The following is a 16,416-nucleotide window of genomic DNA, read 5'->3' on the forward strand; positions in this document are numbered from 1 at the left end:
GGACGCACGTACCGACAGTCGACGGCGGCTGCGCCCCGGTCTTGGGACCGACGCAGCCGCCACCGTCCTTACCGGCGTTCGTCGACCGCCACCTTACCGGCGTTCGTCTACCGGCTTCTCGGTCTTTCCGAGGCCCGCCAAGGCGGCTTGTTCGGCGAAGTCGGGGACGCTGGCCACCACCTCGTCAAAGGTGCCGGCCGCCGCCACCGTCCCTCCGCGCATAAAGAACACAATGTCCGCGTCCCGGATGGTGGCCAGGCGGTGCGCCACGGTGATGACGGTGACGTCGCCGTGCAACTGCCGGATCGCGGTCGTCACCGCGGCCTCCGTGGCGGTGTCCAGGGCGGAGGTGGCCTCGTCCATGACCAGCACCCGGGGGTTGTCGTAGAGCGCGCGGGCAATTCCGAGGCGCTGGCGCTGTCCGCCGGAGAGGGCCATGCCGCGCTCACCCACCAAGGCATCCAGGCCGCCGTCGCGCTGCATCACGGTGTCCAGCAGTTGTGCACGGCGCAGTGCAATGGTCACGCGTTCCGGGTCCACCTGGGCCGTGTCCCAGGCCAGGGCGACGTTTTGCGCGATCGACGCGTCGAAGAGCGAGACTTCCTGCGGCACGTAGCCGATGCGCCGACGCCAGGAGTCCAGCACGAACTCCATTGGTTCGCCGCCGACCATGACGTGTCCGTGGCTTGGCTCGAGCAGCCCCAGCAGCAGGTCCACCATGGTTGATTTGCCCGCGCCGGACGCACCGACGAAGGCCACGTGGCTGCCGGCCGGAATCCTGATGTTCACGTTGTGGAGGGCCGGCGCGGCCGCAGCCGGATAGCTGAAGGCGACGTCCTGGAGCTCAATGTCCGCGGCGTTGTCCGGCAGGTCGTGCTGCGGACGCTCATCCCGCTGCCGGTTCATTTCGACTTCACCCTCGTGGATGTCGTCGACGATCTGCCGGGCAAAGGACGCGCTGGTGTTCACCGAGGACTGCACCGCCTGCATGCGCGTCAGCGACGGGATCAAGCGGAAACCCGCGACGGCGAACAGGCCGACGGCGCTGACCGCTCCGGCCGGTCCGCCGGTCAGGTAGCCCACGCCGCCCAGCAGTGCGAAACCGAGGACCAGTGCGGTCTCCAGCACGTAGCGCGGGATCTGCGAGATCTGGATGGCGCCCGCGCGGGCAATCGAGGACTTGGTGCGGGTGCCGTGCACCTGTTCCTGCACTTCGGGTCCGCGGCCGGCCAGCGTGATTTCCTTGAGCGCGCCCAGTGCCTCGTACAGGGTCTTGGCCGTCCGGTTGGACCATTCGCGGTTTTCCCGGCCAATGGCGACGGCGCGGGGCGAAATCACCTTGGCCAGCAGCAGCGCCACCAGGCCCAGATAAACCATGGTCACCACCGCAATCAGCGGCTGCGCCACAAAAAGCACGACGACGACCGCTGCCAACGTGCCGAGCTCACCGAACAGGCTCATCGCCGGCATCAGCACGCCGGAGACGGTGATGCCGACGCCCACATCCACGGACCGGACGATTTCGGCGGAATTACGGCCCAGCCGCTTCTCCCACGGCGAGGCCAGGTAGGCGGCAAACAAGCGGTCGCCGATGGCCACCTCGTGCCGGGCGAAGCGCTTGGTGGCGAAGCGCAGCAGCAGCACCGCCAAGATCCCCTTGAGCACAATCAGCAGGCAGATGAAGGTCAGGATCGGCAGCGCCATCCCGTTCTCGGCGACGTTGCCCAGCAGCGGCAGCTCGGCGTCGGAGCTCCCCACCAGGGCCGGCAGCAGCGCGGCGATCAAACCCAGCGCGACGACGTCGAGCAGGGCCAACGCCGCCGAGGCCGCGCCGTAGCCGGTGAGGAAACGCCGGCTGCCGGCCGGCAAGGTACGCAACAGCGGCACGAGGACGTCGAAGATGCTTTTCATACTGCCCCTCAGCCTATTGCATCGCGCCTTTATCACCCGCGACAGCTTCTGACCAGTGGCCGTTGAAAGTTGGCACCGGTTTTCCACAATCCGCCAGTTGGGGCTAGCCCGCCAGAAGAATGGTCGCCTAGGGTTCAGTGCAAGCAGCTGCCCGCCGGTCTCAAACTTCGCGGGACGGTTGCGCTTGGGGGTTGAAAAGGGGGGAAGGATGGATGCCGTCCGGATCGTCGAGGGTGAGGTCCGCGAGCTGATCCGCCAACGCGGATTGGACCCTGCCCGCCAAGGCCCGGAAGTCCGACGCCTAGTTGAGGCAGCAGTGACCGACTATGACGAGCGGTCTTTGCTGGGATCCCTGCCGCCCCTGGGGCAACTGGACCAAGCCCGCAAATACATTTTTGATGCCGTGGCCGGATTCGGGCCATTGCAGCCGCTGCTGGACGATCCCTCGATTGAAGAAATCTGGATCAACTCGCCGTCGGAGGTATACGTAGCCAGAAGCGGAGAGTCTGAGCTGACATCGGTGACACTCACGCAACAACAGGTGCGCGACCTCGTCGAGCGGATGCTCAAGTCCTCCGGCCGCCGTTTGGACTTGTCCTCGCCCTTTGTCGATGCTGCCTTGCCCGATGGGTCGCGCCTGCATGTGGTCATTCCGGACATCACCCGGCAGCACTGGTCCGTCAACATCAGGAAGTTCATCGCCCGCGCTTCCCGGTTGGAGCACTTGGTCGAACTGGGATCGCTGACGCCTGAGGCATCCCGGTTCCTCGGGGCGGCAGTCAGCAGCGGACTGAACATTCTTGTCTCTGGAGCTACCCAGGCCGGGAAGACAACGTTGCTCAATTGCTTGGCGGCCGCGATTGGCAGCCGGGAGCGCGTGGTCACGGTCGAGGAAATATTCGAACTACAACTGCCTCTCCGCGACGTTGTAGGACTCCAATGCCGGCAGCCCAATCTCGAAGGCGAAGGAGCCATACCGCTGCGGCGCTTGGTCAAAGAGGCCCTGCGGATGAGGCCCGACCGGTTGATAGTGGGAGAGGTCAGGGAAGCAGAAAGCCTGGACATGCTCGTGGCACTTAACAGCGGGCTTCCTGGCATGTGCACCGTCCATGCAAATAGCGCTCACGACGCAATTACCAAGATTTGTACGCTGCCACTGCTGGCGGGCCAGAACATCTCGTCAGCCTTCGTGGTTCCAACGGTGGCCTCGTGCATCGACCTCGTGGTCCATTGTGCCCGCAGGCCTGACGGCAGGAGACAGGTGGTGGAGATTGTCTCGCTGGGCCGCCGAGTGGAAAACGGCATTATCGAGACGTCCACCGTTTTCAACCGGCAGGATGGCCAGCTGGAGGTCAGTCCCTCCGCGAGCCCGGCGGAAGAAAAATTTGTGCGCGCTGGGTACGAAGTGATGCAACTTCTGGAGCCCGTGTCATGACGGCGGCGGCGGGACTCGTTGGCGGCGTCGGCTTGTTCATGATCTGGTGGTCATGCTGGGAAAAACCGCCGGTCAGCCCCTCCCGGCAGAAGCGGCATAGCCGGCTCCAGCTCGTGATCAATCAGGCCGGTATTGAAAAGGTCTCGTCGAAGGCGCTCCTGGCCAGCTGCGTGGGCATGGCAGCGGCTACTTTCCTCATCGTTCTTGCCCTGACCGGGTCGGGCCCGATCGCCGCGTGTTTCGGTTTGTTCGGAGGCTGGCTCCCGCTCGTTCTCGTTCGCTGGAGGGCGCGCCGCCGTACTGCCGCCCTACGCGAAATCTGGCCGGACGTCGTCGACCATCTTCGGTCGGCGATCCGGGCCGGGCTGTCCCTGCCCGAGGCACTGGTTCAGCTGGGAACGCGTGGACCGGTGGAGTTGCGGCCGGCCTTCAGCGCGTTCGCCACCGACTATCGGGCAGGCGGCCATTTCGACGACGCGTTGGAACGGCTCAAAGCCCGGCTTTCGGACCCCGTGGCTGATCGGATCGTTGAAGCGCTACGCATGACGCGTGAGGTTGGCGGCACCGACTTGGGCAGGTTGCTCGGGACCTTGGCGGACTTTCTCCGCGACAGCGCACGGACCCGCAGCGAACTCGAGGCACGCCAGTCCTGGACGGTCAATGCCGCCCGGCTGGCCGTCGCTGCTCCCTGGATCATCTTGATGCTGCTGGCCACGAGGCCCGAAGCGGTAGCGGCCTACAACACCGCACCCGGGGCCGCCGTCCTGCTGGGCGGACTAGTCGTGTCGCTGGTGTGCTATCGCCTCATGCTGCGCATCGGATCGCTCCCCGAAGAGGAGCGGGTACTCCGATGAACCACCTCGGGGCAGTGACTGTGCTGATCGGCATTGCCCTGGGAATGGGTCTGTGGCTAACGGCCACGCGGTTGCCGTTCTTCCGGCCAACGAGATTTTCCGATCGGATCGCGCCGCAGCTGAAGGCGATCGAGATGAAATCGCGGTTGCTGGACAGCGGCCCGGGGAATCTCACGCCGTTCGGTCCCTTGGAACGGATTTTCCGGCCGGTGCTCCGTGATTCGGTCGCGTGGCTGGGAACATTCAACTTCGGTTCGACTTTGTTGTCGAAGCGTTTGCTGCAGGCCGGACGCAAGCAAAGCACGGTCGATTTTCGCGCCGAGCAATTGCTGTGGGCAGTGGCAGGGTTCCTCATCGGCATCGCGTGGATGATTGCGACGGCGGCAGGTGGCTCGCTGGATCCGGTCCTTGCAGTGATCCTGACCATTGGACTGGCCACTGGCGGGTTCATGCTCCGGGACTACCTCTTGACAGCCCAGATACAGCGCCGCGAGGCAAAGATGCTGGCGGAATTCCCGAGCTTGGCGGAGTTGATGGCACTGGCAGTCAGTGCTGGGGAAAGCGCGACCGGTGCACTGGAGAGAATCTGTCGCAGCGCTCACGGCGAACTGGCTCAGGAATTTGCTGTGGTTCTTGCACAGACCCGCTCGGGTACACCGGTGTTGACGGCGTTACAGGAGTTTTCACACCGGACGCGTTTGCCGGCGCTGGTGCGCTTCGTCGATGGGATCACGGTTGCCGTGGAGCGGGTGCGATAGTCACCCTGGCTTTCCCTGTTAGTGTTCCATTCGTGTATGCCGACATTGTTGCAACCTTCGCCCTCGTCATTGCCGGATTCTCCCTCGTTTGGCAGTACAAAAAGTCAGTCTCCTGGTACAAACCCAGTATTACTGTGGATGGCAGATGGATGAAGAGCCACTCACTGAATCGCGATGGCAGCACTAAGGAGTTGACCTGGGGCCTTGAAGTGGACGTCTCAAACGTTGGCCAGGCAAGCACGACCCTTGTGGATGTCTATTGGGAGATCGAGGTCCCTGGGAAGAAACCTTTGAAGGTTCGCGGGTCCGCGGACCCTAGCGGCGAAATTTCTGTAGAAGTGATAGGCGAGCTAAGGGTCATCCATGGCGTCTACGTTCCGCCGATACCGGCACAGCTTGCTGAGAATGATTCGTTGGCGTGGGTTTTCAGTCACCCCCAGGACAACCCGTTGATCAAGGGCGCTGTGCGCGGGCGCCCTGCGGTCGTTTACGTGACACGTACGAAGAACCTAGGGGCCAAGTACGTGAATGATCGAGAAACGGCCTATGGCGAGTGGCAGCTGTGCCCCGGCTCAAGTTAGGGCGGGTCAGGTAACGCCTGCCTCTTGGTGGCTACTCTCATAACGCGCGCAAGAGCGCCGTCCCTGGTTGGCCGCCGGGCGAAGCATAAGCTAGGACGGTGCTAGACGACTGGACCACATACGCCGAAGTGTTTACCCGCCGATGGGTAACAGAAACAATCCTCGACCTTATTGGTTACGACGCCGAGGGTGACCTAGGTGGCAGCGTAATTGTCGAGCCGTCGGTGGGCTCCGGCGCGTTCCTGGTGCCGGTCGTCGAGCGGCTCCTCGCCAGCGCCGCCAAGCACGGCCGCCCGGTCGGTTCGCTCGGCGCCGCGCTCCGAGGCTACGACCTCCAAGCGGAGAGCGTCGCTCGCTCACGTGCATCCCTCCGGCCGATGTTGGTTGCTGCCGGGCTCGGCGACGCCGAGGCTGATGCGCTCCTTGAGGAGTGGGTCTCGGTGGCCGACTTCCTGCTCTCGGAGGACATACCGGCGGCGGATTTCGTAGTCGGTAATCCGCCGTACATTCGGCTTGAGGACGTACCCGATGAGGTCAGCGACGAGTACCGGCGTCGCTGGCCGACGATGCGCGGCCGTGCGGATATTTACGTTGGTTTCTACGAGCGCGCGCTCGGCCTGCTGAGGGCCGAGGGGCGCCTGGGCTTCATCTGTGCAGACCGCTGGATGCGGAACCAATATGGCGCGCCGCTTCGCCAGTTGGTCGCCCGCGACTTCGCTGTCGAGGCTGTTTACATCATGCACGACGTCGACGCTTTCGAGTCGCAAGTCAGCGCCTATCCGGCTATTACGGTCCTCCAGCGCGGGAGCCAGGGCGAGGCCGTAGTCGCCGAGACGAATTCAGCTTTCGGCGCCGAGTCAGCGGCGGCGCTCGCCAGGTGGACGCTGAGTGGAGCAGGCATAGCAGACTCTGGCAGGGGCTACGAGGCTTACCGGCTTGAGGGCTGGTTTCCCGGTGACGAAATGTGGGCCGCTGGCAGTCCATCGCTTATAGCGCTCATGGAGCACCTCAACGAGCATTTCCACCCACTCCACGACGCCGAGACGGGGACTAAGGTCTCAATCGGCGTAGCGACCGGCGCGGATAAGACTTACGTCGTGAAGTCCGCCGACGTGGAGGAGGACCGGCTCCTCCCGCTGGCCATGGTGGGCGATCTTCGGCAGGACGGCGCGTTTGAGTGGGGCGGAAATTACTTAGTGAATCCATGGACAGAGGACGGAACGCTTGTAAACCTCGACGAGTATCCGCGTCTCCGCGCGTATTACGCGGGAGCGCCGAAACTACTAGAGCGTCACATTGCCAAGAAGAACCGCGCAAACTGGTTTCGCACAATTGATAAAGTTACTCACTCGCTGACGGCTAAGCCAAAGCTCCTCATTCAGGACATGAGGGCAAGTATCAACCCGGTCTTAGAGCCGGGCGGACATTATCCGCACCATAACGTTTACTACGTGACGTCTGAGGCGTGGGATATGGAGGTCCTCGGCGGGATTCTGCTTAGCCGAATCGGCCAGGCGTTCATCGAGGCTTACGCGGTCAGGATGCGCGGCGGAACGTTGCGCTTTCAGGCGCAGTACCTCAAAAAGATTCGTGTTCCGAGGCCGGAGAGCATCGAGGCCGGCGTCGCCGAGAGGCTCCGCCTCGCGTTCCGCAATCGAGACACGGACGCGGCGACCGACGCGGCGGCGGAGGCATACGGGATTGACCTAAACACATACGGAATGGCTAACAAGGAGATGCTCTGTGCAGGGTAGTAACGAGGAAGTCCAAGCGGTCGTAAATGCGTTCTGGGGCAAGCGGGACGAACTCGTAAAAAAGCACCTGGAGAGCGGCGTCCAAGGCGGCGCCGCGCGTTCCGGTAGCCACATGAAAGCGATTCAAAATTACGTCCGCATGATGTTTGTGCAGGCAGGGCTACCGGAGGAAAGCGTCCACGCCGGAAGTCCGAGCCTGCCTGGCTACTTCCGCCGGTCGAAGTCTTGGGACGTTGTTGTGTCCTATAAGGGCGCACTCGTAGCCGCCATTGAGTTGAAATCTCAGGTCGGGAGCGTCGGCAACAACGCAAACAACCGCATCGAGGAGGCGCTCGGCAACGCCGTCGACGTCGGCGCGGTGCAGAAAAACAACGGCACTTTCGGCGAGGTCCCGCCCTGGCTGGCGTTCATCATGGTTCTGGAGGAGACCCCGACCACGGAGCGTTCGCTTCCCCCGAGGTCTACTGTCTTCCCGCAGGACCCGGCGTTTTCCGGCGTCTCGTATTCGGGGCAGTACCAGCTTGCGCTATCGCGCTTCGTCGGGGAAAAGCTCTATGACGCCGGGTGGTTCTTGACAACTAAGCGCGAGGGAGACGGCCAATTCTCCTACCGGGAGCCCCTGGCGACGGCTACGGCTGGCACTTTGGCGGGGCTTATCCAGGCCCGCGTCGACTTCGTCAAGCAAGTAGTCGACGGAAAAAAGTAGGCGCCTAAACTACAAAACGCCCCGCTCCGGCGTGATGCCAGGGCGGGGCTTTCGGGGGGTTACTGCTGGGTGCCAACGGGCGGGCGGCGGTGACCACTATCGCGCAGCCTTGTCACTCCAATGGAGAGGAAGGAGGATGCTTGCGAGCTCTAGGGCAGAATGTCATGGTGCCCGAATCTAAATCGCCCCTTGGCGTTCCTTTGACCGTGGGAACCGTTGCCGCTGTCATCTACGGCTTGAAGATACTGTTACTGGCCAGTGGCGATGTTGCGACGGCTGTCGAAATCGCGGGAATGGTTGACTTCATCCCGACGGTGACGCAGATTGCGCTCAGCGTGACACCGACGCTAGCGCTGCCTCTCGCCGTTTGGTTTGCCTACTCTGTTAGAGCCCAAAGTGATTTAGACCCACGTCCAATCCATATCGCCACAACGCTTTTCTTGTGCGCTACGGTGATGTACTCATCGGGCTGGGTGCTACTTGCAGCCTTGGCGTATTTAGGCCTTCACATGATTTACAAGAGAGGAACTAAGCGCAAGTGGCGGCGCGACGTCACCTGGATGCGCTTCCGTTTCGAGTTGGCACAACCGATACTCATCGGCATCTTAATGCCTGCACTGATTTCTGGTCAGATCTGGCTGACACCACAGGCGTTAACCCACGAGGGCAGAACTGCAACCGTATTCGTCGTCTCGACAACCGACACGGAGACCTTCTACATTTCGCGGGATGACAATCTGCTTCATCGCGTTTCAAACGCTTCAATAGAGAGCCTTAACTACTGCAGCAGAGGATTCTCCTTCATGGCGGACCCGCTAATCTTTTCACTTTCGAAAAAAGCGGACTATCCAGACTGTGAATCCGCTGCTTCGGCTGCGGTGGCGGTTCGATGAACTAGGAATCCAGGACGCGGAGGCAACGGCGGCACATCTGCATTTTCTTTGTGGTCATTGCCAGCGGGCCTTTCCGTGATGGCGCCGACGAGGGCGCGGAGTGATACGCGAGTGGAGAGCGCCAGGACGGGCGGGCGGCCCATCCTGGCGTCTCGGGATTACTTGGCGGCGTGAGTGGCGGCGATGCGTCGGCCGAGGCGGAAAATGCCGAATCTGATGCGCTGGCGGCCCTCGGTACTTGGCCCGGCCATGAGGGCCTCACGGATGGCGGGATGAGACCGGGCGGCCTTGAGGGCCGTACGGTCGAGGCCGTAGATGGCGACCTCCGCGGCGTCCAGGTCGGGGAGGTCCAGGACGTCGACGTCGACGGTAATGTCAGCGGGCTCGGGACGGCGGAGGGCTGGGGTTGGCTGGGCCATGGGGCAGGGCTCCTAGAGTTTGTGTGAGTCGGGGATGCCGGAGCGCTCAAACGCCAGCCGGGCGAGGCGTGCCTCGGCGCGGTTGAGCAACTCGCGCTCCTCGCGGGTGGTCGCGGTCGCGCGGGCGGCCACGATGGCGGGGTGAGCCCTGGCGACGTCGAAAACGGCCGTGAGGATACCGACGCGGTCGGCGTGCTCCTGGGTAACGAGGATGGGCTCTAGTTCCATGAGGCCGACGGCGCCAGGGCGGCGCTGGCCGCTGGCCTCGGGGCGCCTCACTTGCTCCACCTTGCGCGGGCGGCGTCGCGGCCTCGCTGGCTCGGCGTCTTGGCGCCGGAGGTAGCGGCGACGAGGCGGGCCAGGATTTGAGCGGCGGCCGTTCTAGCCAGGCGGGCCTCGACGGTGGCCGGGTGGACGATGGTTTGCCCTTGCGAGCCCTGGGCGACGTAGCTGGCCTCGCGGGCGACGCCGTCCAGGTTGTCGGCGGCGGCGATCAAATTACAGGCTTGCTCCAGGGCGGAAAGTTCGGCGCCAGCGAGGTCGGGGCGCTCGTCGAGGACGTTGTCCCAGGTGTCGCGGGCGGCGTTGGTCCAGTGCTGGGGCAGGTCCCAGGCGTCGGCGTCGGGCGCGTCCAGTGGCGTGTTATCGGTGGGCAATTTGGGCTCCTCTCAGGAGGTGTAAACGGGGTTTGTGGGGCATAAGGGGCGCGGCGAAAATCTAGGGCGATGCCAGTAAGCACAGGGAGGCGCTGTGCCAGTTCGAGCGGGGAGGAGGGGCCACCGGGGAGCGGACCCCCAGGGTCTCGACGGCGCCGAGCAAGGCCGACGCGCTCGTGTTTCGCTTCGGCCTTGCTCATGTGCTCGTTGTCTTACTTGCTCGCGGAGTTCACACAAACGGCGCGGACTCGTGAGCGCTTGCCCTTGTGGCCGTTGGCTGGCGCCTTGCGTGGCTGGCGAGCGGCGCCGAGCGCGGCCGCGATCGTCGCGCCGATCACTCGGGCGCTGGCCTCGCCCTGGGCCTGGCCGTCGCTGGCCTTGGGCTTGGCCGGGTGCTTGGACTTGCACACGAGGAGGACCGGCCGAGGCGAGCGGGCGGGGAGCCACGCGCCACAGTTACCGGCACATTGCACGAGGAGAGTACCTGGGGCGTAGGAGTCCTGGGCGGGGTGGGCGTGGGGCTCGGGCTCGGGCTTGGCCGGTGCGGCCTTGACGTTGGCGGGCTGGGCCTGGGCCTGGGCCTGGGCCTTGGTCTTGGCGCGGCGCCTGGGGTCGGGCTTGACGTCGGACGCCACGAGGAGCCTGGCCTCGCCGTCGGGGTACGGGCCGAACTCGGCTACGGCGTCGGCGTGGACTCGCTGGGATAGGTGGGTCATGCGCTCGCCGAACGTGAGCGAGGCCCAGGCGGACGCGGAGAACGGGTGGCGTAGGGCGCTCGGCGTCTCGGGCTTGGCGCCGGTGGCGTAGTCGACAAGGGCAGGCAGGCGGCGGACGTTGCGCCGGTTGACGCGACGGCGCCAGGCTTGGCCGTCCTTGGACTCGCCGGGCTCGGCGGTGAGGAAGATAGCGTACGGGAGTGCGACGTCGTGATTACGGTGCTTGGGGGTGGCCATGGTGGTCTCCTCGGTTGGGCGTGTAAACGGTGGGGCTAGTAGGACTGGCGAGCGGCGGCGGCGATCTCGGCGGCCTTGTCGTCCTCGGCACGCTTGGCGCGATCTTCGGCGAGTTGGGCCAGGACGGTCTCCCAGTAGCTTTCTGGCGTGACGTTTTCGCGGCGGGCCTTGTCGTCGACAATGCGCTTAGTGCGCTCGTCGAGGTCGCGGTAGTTGTCGGGGTAGTCCTTGCGCGTGTCGGCGAGGACCTCGTCGACGATGCTGGAGACCGTGCGGAGCGCCGGAGTAGGGGAACTGGAGAACATGGGGAGCCTTTCAGGCAAGGGAGGGAGCGCCGAGGCCAGCGGGTGAGCCAGCCTCGGCGCGGGGAGTGTAGCGGTGGGGTTTAGAAGCCAGCGGCCTTACGCTCGGCGGCTTCCTTGGCGGCGCGGTACGTGTCGGCCGTTGCCATGGAGTGCAGGGCGGGCTCGCTGGCTACGTCCTCGCCAGCGGCGACGCGCTCCAGGCTGTCGACGTCGAATCCTTGGATAGCGGCTGAGAGGATGCGGTCGACCTGGCCGACGAGGTTGACGCGGCCGCCGTCGGGGAGGCTGTTGGAGGTGTCCCAGTCGCGGCCAGGGTTTCCGGCGACGTCGCGGGCGTCGTCGCGGTCGGCCAGGGCGGCGCGGAGGAGAGGCCAGAGCCGGGCGACCTCGTCGTGTTGCTCGACGGCGTATTCGGCGGCGGCTTTCTTGCGGGTCTCGGGGTCGGCCGGGGCGTACTTGATGAGGTCGTCGTAGCGCTTGCGGGCGGCGGCCATCTTGCGGCCGTGGGCCTTTTGGGCCTGCTCGGCCTCGTGGAGGTTGGCCAGGGCGGCCTCATAGTCGGCGGTCGTTACGCCGGGGTTCGGGACGAATACGCCGTTTGCGACGCGACCGAGAGCGTTCTTGGCCTTGATGGCGGCGCCGACGGCGTCGGCGTACGGGCGGGCCTCGGCGGCCAGGGCCTCCCATTCGGCGCGGGCCTCAGCGGCGCCGGGCGTGATGCGGATGAGCCACTCGGAGTAGATGGGGCGGCCGGAGGCGTCGAGCTTGGCGGTGCGGATAATCGTGGTCATTCGGTTGGGTCCTTACTGTGAGGGTTGCCAGGACGCCGGATGGCGCCCTGGCGGGAGAGAGTGGGGTTAGTTTGAGTTCGCCGTGTTGGCGAGGATTCGGTCGACTTTTGCCTCAAGGGAGGTCGCGAGGTAGATGAGGAGGGCGTCGCCCGATAGGCCCATGGCTTGTGCGCGCTCGCCGCTCGTCACTTGACTACCTCCAGGCTGGCCGGGCGGACGTTGGCGCGGGCCGGTCGGTAGACGAATTGGCCTTGGAACTTGCGAGGCTCTCCCCAGCGGGCAGCGGCCAGGGCGCGGACCTCGCCGGAGGGCAGCTTGCCGGGCTCGCCGTCCTCGACGTAGTAGCGGCCGACGTCGGAGCGGAGGAGGAGGTCGACGTCGTCGAACTGGGAGAGCCAGGAGACGACGCGGGCCTCGCCGGAGACGGCCGCCGACGGCGCGGGGAGGAGAGAGCGGAGGTCCTTGGCCAGGGCGGCGCGTGTCTTGCCGGATTGCGCGAGGTCGCGGGCGGTGAGGGCCAGGGCGTCGCTATGTTCTTGCCAGGGCGCCAGCATGGCGGCGGTCTCGGCGTCCTGGGCGAGGGCATCGGGTGCCTGGAGTTGCTCGGTGAGGCGCTTGTAAATCATGGTCGGCGTGAACGTCGTGACGTCGGCCAGGTTCTCGGCGGCCTCGTAGTCGTCGATGTTGTTATGGGCGAAAGCCTGGGCGTCGTCCATCCATTCGGCGGCGATGGCCTGGGCGCGGAGGAGAGAGTCGCTGCGGGACTCGCGGGAGTCGAGTTGCTCGCTGGCGATCGTTAGGACCGTGCGCGCGATCTGGGCGACGCCGTACTCGCCCAGGGGCTCGCCGTCCTGGGTGAATCCCTGGCCGCGTTTGTAGCGGACGCCTCGGAGGGCGATCTCAGGAGCGAGGACCTCGGACAGGAGGCCGATGGGCCAGGCGCCGGAGCGTCGCTTGGCGGAGAGGCTGGGGAGCGGGTTTGTAGCTTCGACTGGCTGGCGGGTCCAGTCATTCAATGTGCGGGGCATCGGTTGGCCTTTCGGTTGGGGAGCGGGCGGAGGCCCGCGATTGCGAGGTCATGCGGGCGGAGCTAGAGGGCTTAGATCGGCCTTCGGCCGTACGGAGCGGAGCTCCTCCCGCGTGGATTGCGAGCGCGTTGTAAATAGGGAGGGGCAGGAGTGGCAAGAGGGGCATCTTGAGTGAGAGGAACCTAGAGAACCGATCTAGGTAAAGATCACTTACGTCACTTCGTCACTCGCGGGTGAGGCGCTCGGCTTGGCGCCGGAGCGAGGCCAGGGCGACCTCGTCGGTAGTGCTGGCCATGCGGGCGAGGAGGTCTAGCGCCTCGCGGCGTTGGGCCTCGCGTCGCTGGCGGTGGCGTAGCTGGCGGCAGGTGGCGCCGCACACTTCGGCGTCGGGTCGGGCGGCGTCGAACTCTCGGCCGCAGTGGTCGCACTTGAAGCGGTACATGCCGGGCCTCCTTTCTAAGGCGTGTGGTTACGGGTGATGGGCTAAAAAAGGACCGCCAGGACGGCGGCGGGTGAGTGCTCGGTCGGGGCGTGGAGCCCCTCGCCGGGATTGGAGACGGCGAGGGGTCCAGCGGTGCCAACCGAACGGCCACGGTTGCGAGACCGTGCGACCGAACGGCGCCAACCGTTCGGACGTTGAGCGCCCCGCCCATTCGCCGGATGGCCGTAGCGCGCGTGCGAATCAGGGGCGGGGCAAATCTTGAGGGGAAACCTCCAGGGGCTCCCGTAGGAGTAGAGCGCCAGGCGGCGCCTAATCGGCGGCGGTTGTTCTTTTGCTCCCGAGGGAGGAGAGCGCCAGGGGTACGGGAATGTTCACGAGTTCTAGCGGGTGCCGTGGTACAAACATATGTAACGACTTGGTAACGAATGAAACGCCTAGTCAGAGGCGGTTTCAGGGGGCGGGGCCGGTGGCCTTACGTGGTACAAACTTGCGGCGCCGGGACGCCGAGAGGGCGGCCAGTGAGGGCCTGTGAGTTAGGAGAGCGCCAGATGGCGAAAACGGCCCACTCGGCGGCGTGTAAACGGGGCCGGATGCCGGAGCGGTGGCGAAAGTGGTGGTTCTTTCGTCACTTCCCTATCTGTATTCGAGCGCGCTCTCTCTCGAAAATAGATATAGAGGTGACGTCACTTCCGCCACTTCGCCACTCGGCGGGGCGGCGCCCGCCAGTCCAGAACGGGGCTGGCCCAAGTGGCCGGAGACGGCAGAGGAGCCCCAGCGCGTGGCTAGGGCTCCTCGTGGGGAGTGCGGCGGTCAGGAGGCCCAGACGAGCCGCAGGCGCTCGGTGCCTCGGAATGGGGCGTTACCGCCAGCGTGACGCCGGACCGGAGGCAGGACCTCGACGCGGTCGAGGGCGAGGGTGAGGAACTCGCGCCGCTCGGCGACGCTCCAGGATTCCCAGGGCGAGCCGGGGCCGATCGGGCCAGTCTCGCCGACGGCCAACGAGTCGAGCCACGGCGTTATGTCGGTGCCTGGTGCCGGGAGCGCGTCGAGGGCCTTTTGTGCTCCCTCCAGGCGCGAGGTTAGCGCCGAGACCTGGCGCCGGTATCGGGCGGTGCCGGTCGCGCCGTCGAACAGTCCAGCGGCGCGGTCGTCGTCCAGCCGCTCCAGGGCGGAGCGGGCGGAGGCGACCGAGGACTCAAGCGCCCGGCGCTCGGCGGCGTGCTCGCCGTCCTCGTTGCGCGCGTTGAACCGTTCAGCGACGGTGACGAGGAGGTCGGCGTCGGCCTCGTCTGCCGGGTCCAGGGCCGCCAGGCGGGAGAACACGGCGCGGGCGACGTGCTCCTCGGCGTGGACCATGGCAACGCTTGTACCCGTACAGGTGCCGCTCCGACGGTGCTTCATACAGCGGTAGTTGCCTCCGGTGGTGGTGCTGCTGCGGCGGTCGGCGCCCATGCCACCGCCGCAGAGAGAACAGACGAGCAAGGTGGTCCCGCCGAGGAGCGAGGGTTGCTTGGTACTGCCTCGGATGACGGGGCGGGCCTCTAGTGCATCCTGGAGCCGGTGCCACTCGCCAGGTTCGATGATGGGCTCCCACGGCTGGAGCGGGACGCCGTCGGCGTCGGTTTGCATGAGGATGCGGCCGCGTGAGTCGGTCGGTGCGGCAGCGTTGCGGCCGGGCCGGTGTGCGGGCATGTATCCGGCCAGCTGGGGAGCACGGAGGACGCGGGTAAGTGTGGACGTCGTCCAGTCGGAGCCGGAGCGGGGCCGGAGGTTGCGGGCGTTGAACTCACGGGCCAGGGAGGCGACGGAGGAGCCGTCCAGGACGCGGGAGACGGCCTCGCGGACGACGTCGGCCTCGCGCGACTCGGGGACGAGGTTGCGGACAGTGAACTTCCCTTGCACCTCGCGGACGGCGGTGAAACCGAACGGCGGGCGGCCTCCGGCGTGGGAGCCGACCTCGCGGAGCGCCGCCTTGGCGCCACGGCTGCGGGTGGAGATGTTCTCGCTTTCCTGCTGGGCCATGGCCGCGAACAGGCTGAAAATGCCGGTGCCCATGGGAGAAGTCGTGTCTAGAAACGGCTCGTGGACCGAGACGAGCGAGGCCCCGTTGTCGCGCAGGTGGTCGACGATGCGGATAGCCTCGCCGACTCCTCGCCGCGTGAGGCGGTCCAGGCGGTAGACGACGAGCACGTCGGCGCGGCCCTGGGCGACGGCGGCAAGCGCAGCGTCCAGGCCGGGGCGGGGGGCGTTCGGGTCGTAGCCGGAGGCGCCGAGGTCCTCGTAGTGCTCGACAAAGGTCCAGCCGCGCGAGACTATGAGCGCGCGGGCTTGCTGGCGCTGGGCCTCGGGCGAGCCCTGGGACTCGTCCTCGCGTTGTTTCGACTGTCGAGCGTAGGTGACGGCTTTCATGGTGACCATGGTACGCGTCCGGTTGAACGAGGGACCCCGCTTGCGGATGTTCTGCGGGCCCAAGCGCAGGACGTGCGCGATATGGCAAAACGCAACCTGATGGAGTCGGCCGGAAAGAAGGAAATCGGCATGATGGTGCCGCTGGTTTTCGGTGTCTTACCGCTGACCGTGTTGTTTGCTGTGTATCCAGGGATTGCGCTGATCAATCTCGGATGGTGAAGCACAGAAGGAAGCCTTATGAGCCAAGTCGCAAACCGGGAAGGAACGAGGACATGACGGAACTATCGCTCAGGGTCGTTGCCACGATGTCGCTGATGTGGAGCGGAGGGCTGGATCGCTTCCGAAAGTCAGTTCGGTCCGCGGACGGAGAACGCGGAGATGTCCCGGGGTGGGTGATGATCACGCTGATGTCGGCAGTCCTCGTGGCAGGCATCTTGGCTCTAGCCAAACCGGCTTTGGAAGGGCTGTTCAATGACGCAATTGGTCGCGTGACGCAGCCCTGACGTGGGACTGTGTCTGTG

Annotated in this window: 18 protein-coding genes and 1 pseudogene; 9 read left to right on the forward strand and 10 right to left on the reverse strand. The window is 65.4% G+C overall.

All coding sequences use genetic code 11. The features are described 5' to 3' along the window. Positions 1–93: 93 nt before the first annotated feature. A complete protein-coding gene (locus tag AB0N75_RS09375) occupies positions 94–1,911 on the reverse strand; it encodes an ABC transporter ATP-binding protein (RefSeq protein WP_364648390.1) in 1,818 nt (605 codons plus the stop codon). 208 nt (positions 1,912–2,119) lie between these two features. On the opposite strand from AB0N75_RS09375, the gene AB0N75_RS09380 reads away from it, so the two are divergent. The 7 genes from AB0N75_RS09380 to AB0N75_RS09410 all read left to right on the forward strand — a co-directional run bounded on the left by AB0N75_RS09380 (position 2,120) and on the right by AB0N75_RS09410 (position 8,892). Next, on the forward strand, positions 2,120–3,346 hold the full coding sequence (locus AB0N75_RS09380; RefSeq protein ID WP_364648789.1) for an ATPase, T2SS/T4P/T4SS family: 1,227 nt from the start codon (positions 2,120–2,122) through the stop codon (positions 3,344–3,346). Beyond that, the gene (locus tag AB0N75_RS09385) at positions 3,343–4,200 is read left to right on the forward strand and encodes a type II secretion system F family protein (protein ID WP_364648393.1); all 858 of its coding nucleotides are present in this window, start codon (positions 3,343–3,345) and stop codon (positions 4,198–4,200) included. Before AB0N75_RS09380 ends, AB0N75_RS09385 begins: the two co-directional genes overlap by 4 nt. Further along, positions 4,197–4,958 (forward strand): type II secretion system F family protein, encoded by a 762-nt coding sequence (locus AB0N75_RS09390; protein ID WP_364648396.1) that lies wholly within the window; start codon positions 4,197–4,199, stop codon positions 4,956–4,958. Before AB0N75_RS09385 ends, AB0N75_RS09390 begins: the two co-directional genes overlap by 4 nt. A gap of 32 nt (positions 4,959–4,990) precedes the next feature. After that, entirely contained in the window at positions 4,991–5,539 is a 549-nt protein-coding gene (locus AB0N75_RS09395; protein ID WP_364648399.1) for a hypothetical protein, read from the forward strand. A 98-nt stretch (positions 5,540–5,637) separates the two neighbouring features. Further along, positions 5,638–7,293: an Eco57I restriction-modification methylase domain-containing protein gene (locus AB0N75_RS09400; RefSeq protein WP_364648402.1), complete on the forward strand. Its 1,656-nt coding sequence runs from the start codon at positions 5,638–5,640 to the stop codon at positions 7,291–7,293. Continuing rightward, positions 7,283–7,999 carry a PaeR7I family type II restriction endonuclease gene (locus tag AB0N75_RS09405; RefSeq protein ID WP_364648405.1) on the forward strand — a complete coding sequence of 239 codons (717 nt, stop codon included), beginning with the start codon at positions 7,283–7,285 and terminating at the stop codon, positions 7,997–7,999. Before AB0N75_RS09400 ends, AB0N75_RS09405 begins: the two co-directional genes overlap by 11 nt. 167 nt (positions 8,000–8,166) lie before the next feature. Next, complete coding sequence (locus AB0N75_RS09410; protein WP_364648408.1) at positions 8,167–8,892, forward strand: hypothetical protein; 726 nt, start codon at positions 8,167–8,169, stop codon at positions 8,890–8,892. A 158-nt stretch (positions 8,893–9,050) separates the two neighbouring features. Here the strand turns inward: AB0N75_RS09410 and AB0N75_RS09415 are convergent, their stop codons facing one another. From AB0N75_RS09415 to AB0N75_RS09455, 9 genes are all read right to left on the reverse strand, one after another. Beyond that, complete coding sequence (locus AB0N75_RS09415; RefSeq protein WP_364648411.1) at positions 9,051–9,311, reverse strand: hypothetical protein; 261 nt, start codon at positions 9,309–9,311, stop codon at positions 9,051–9,053. A gap of 12 nt (positions 9,312–9,323) precedes the next feature. Further along, entirely contained in the window at positions 9,324–9,590 is a 267-nt protein-coding gene (locus AB0N75_RS09420) for a hypothetical protein (protein WP_364648414.1), read from the reverse strand. Then, positions 9,587–9,967 carry a hypothetical protein gene (locus AB0N75_RS09425; protein ID WP_364648417.1) on the reverse strand — a complete coding sequence of 127 codons (381 nt, stop codon included), beginning with the start codon at positions 9,965–9,967 and terminating at the stop codon, positions 9,587–9,589. Before AB0N75_RS09425 ends, AB0N75_RS09420 begins: the two co-directional genes overlap by 4 nt. Positions 9,968–10,179: 212 nt before the next feature. Then, the gene (locus AB0N75_RS09430) at positions 10,180–10,920 is read right to left on the reverse strand and encodes a hypothetical protein (RefSeq protein WP_364648420.1); all 741 of its coding nucleotides are present in this window, start codon (positions 10,918–10,920) and stop codon (positions 10,180–10,182) included. A gap of 35 nt (positions 10,921–10,955) precedes the next feature. Further along, positions 10,956–11,225 (reverse strand): hypothetical protein, encoded by a 270-nt coding sequence (locus AB0N75_RS09435; protein WP_364648423.1) that lies wholly within the window; start codon positions 11,223–11,225, stop codon positions 10,956–10,958. A gap of 80 nt (positions 11,226–11,305) precedes the next feature. Further along, on the reverse strand, positions 11,306–12,016 hold the full coding sequence (locus tag AB0N75_RS09440; protein WP_364648426.1) for a hypothetical protein: 711 nt from the start codon (positions 12,014–12,016) through the stop codon (positions 11,306–11,308). A gap of 185 nt (positions 12,017–12,201) precedes the next feature. Further along, positions 12,202–13,044, reverse strand: a complete 843-nt coding sequence (locus AB0N75_RS09445) for a hypothetical protein (RefSeq protein WP_364648429.1) — start codon at positions 13,042–13,044, stop codon at positions 12,202–12,204. Between the two features lie 223 nt (positions 13,045–13,267). Continuing rightward, a complete protein-coding gene (locus AB0N75_RS09450; protein ID WP_364648432.1) occupies positions 13,268–13,486 on the reverse strand; it encodes a hypothetical protein in 219 nt (72 codons plus the stop codon). A gap of 810 nt (positions 13,487–14,296) precedes the next feature. After that, positions 14,297–15,895 carry a recombinase family protein gene (locus tag AB0N75_RS09455; RefSeq protein ID WP_364648435.1) on the reverse strand — a complete coding sequence of 533 codons (1,599 nt, stop codon included), beginning with the start codon at positions 15,893–15,895 and terminating at the stop codon, positions 14,297–14,299. A 21-nt stretch (positions 15,896–15,916) separates the two neighbouring features. On the opposite strand from AB0N75_RS09455, the pseudogene AB0N75_RS09460 reads away from it, so the two are divergent. Together AB0N75_RS09460 and AB0N75_RS09465 are read left to right on the forward strand one after the other, a co-directional pair. Continuing rightward, positions 15,917–16,114, forward strand: a pseudogene (locus AB0N75_RS09460) (type II secretion system protein F); the annotation flags it as partial. A 95-nt stretch (positions 16,115–16,209) separates the two neighbouring features. Beyond that, entirely contained in the window at positions 16,210–16,398 is a 189-nt protein-coding gene (locus tag AB0N75_RS09465; protein WP_364648792.1) for a hypothetical protein, read from the forward strand. Positions 16,399–16,416: the final 18 nt, after the last annotated feature.

This window comes from Arthrobacter sp. NPDC089319, assembly GCF_040684925.1.
Classification (GTDB): Bacteria; Actinomycetota; Actinomycetes; order Actinomycetales; family Micrococcaceae; genus Crystallibacter.